A 1,687-nucleotide genomic window follows, 5' to 3' on the forward strand; every position below is an offset into this window, starting at 1 on the left:
TCTCTTTTCGTCGGCAGCGTCAGTTGTGTATATGAGACAGGTCCAGGCCGGTCGGGTCACCGGAGCCGATCTGTGCCGGTGTTCCTCCGGCTCGGGCAGGTCGGGTTCGATGTTCTCCGGGGCCTCGGGGAGCGGTTCGGGTTCGAGGGGGTCCTCGGCCATGGGGAACTCACGTTCCTCCGGGCCCTCCTCGGTGTCGGAGAACGGGTCGGGGGCCTCTTGGAGTTCCCCCTCGGTCTCTTCCAGGGCCCCTGGTTCCGAGGCTTCTGGTTCCGGCACGGGGGCCTCGTGGAGTGCCCCGTCGGCCTCTTCCGGTCGCGGGACCACGTCTTCCGCCAGGATCCCTGGTTCCGGGGCGGGGAGCTCGGCGCCCCGGTCAGCGGCCTTCGGGCGCGGGTCGAGCCAGTCGCGGAGCAGGTCGAGCCGGTCCGCGAAGGTGGTCGCGTCGGGAACGCCCCGGGAACGAAGGTGTTCGTCCAGCGCGTCTCCGCCCTCCTCCCGCAGGACCGTGACCAGACCATCGGCGGTCTTGAGGTGTTCGACCGGGGCCGGGTCGAGGAAGGGACCGCGGGTGGAGGCGTCGTCGCCGGGCGGCCCGAAGGCCAGGTGCGGCCCGTCCTCCACGCCCAGGACCGGGTCGTAGGTGGAGAAGGACCAGCTCCACCCGGCCGCCGGGATCGCGGAGTGGGGGGTCAGGACGTCGTTCAGGATCCGGTGCATGCCCCACAGGAAGCGCAGTTGGACGGCCTGCCACAGGTCGGCGCGTCCGGGGTCCAGGGTGATGTGGACGGGCCGGTCGGGGTGGGCCAGGGCTCGGGCGACGGCGCCGACGAGGATGGGCTCGGCACCGATGCGGGTTTCGGCGGCGCGGCGGTCCCGGGTGCGCAGCGCGCCGGGCGCGGCGGTCAGTTCCCAGGGCTCGGGCGTGGCCAGGGACCGCAGGGCGGCCCAACCGGGTGTGGGCGGTCGGCTCTGCGCCGGCCGGGTGTTGGGGTTCTCATGGAGGGACAGGATGCGCGAGAGGGTCAGCCCTCGGGTGGGTCCAACGATGGCCCAGGCGTGTGCTTCGCGGACGTCACCGGGCCAGCGGTAGACCAGGGCGCTCTGCCCGTCGGGGTAGTGGTGCGCCCACAGGGTCTCGGGGTAGTCGCCGGGGTCGACGCCCGGCAGCGCGGACCGGTAGTCGGCGGTGAGGGCGGGCAGTAGGCGGTCGCGCCAGGAGCGCAGGACCGGCTGGTCGCGTTCGGGCAGGGAGGTGGCGGCGGGTCCGGGTCCGACACGGCCGAGGAGGGTGGGTTCGGCCCAGGCGAAGTGGATCTGCTCATAGGCCTCGTCGTCGGCGCCCGAACGCCTGTCGGACGACTCTGTGCTCTCGGGCAAGTGGCCCCTCCCACGGGTTCGCGGACCGTCCGGCGTGTGGCCCGTCCGGCCGCACGCTTCCCTAGGGAAGGTATCCGCCGCAAGCGTCAAGAAACCGCAGAAGCAGAGCTATGCGGGCTTTTGCGACGTTTGCGCTTATTGCGAAGATTGGGGGTTCATGAGAAGGGCCGGCACGGCCACCGGAAGCTCTCCTCCCGGTGGCCGTGCCGGCTCCTCCTCGCGAGGCCGTGAGGCCGTGGCCGAGAGCGCTCCCACACGCCCTTGCGACCACGGCCTCTCCCCCGTCCCCGCTCCCCCGTTCCTCCCG

General features: G+C 72.2%; 1 pseudogene. It reads right to left on the reverse strand.

The features are described from left to right. Positions 1–1,380 (reverse strand): annotated as a pseudogene (locus BQ8420_RS03500) (hypothetical protein); the annotation flags it as partial. Positions 1,381–1,687: the final 307 nt, after the last annotated feature.

It is taken from the genome of Nocardiopsis sp. JB363 (assembly GCF_900143625.1).
Lineage (GTDB): Bacteria > Actinomycetota > Actinomycetes > Streptosporangiales > Streptosporangiaceae > Nocardiopsis.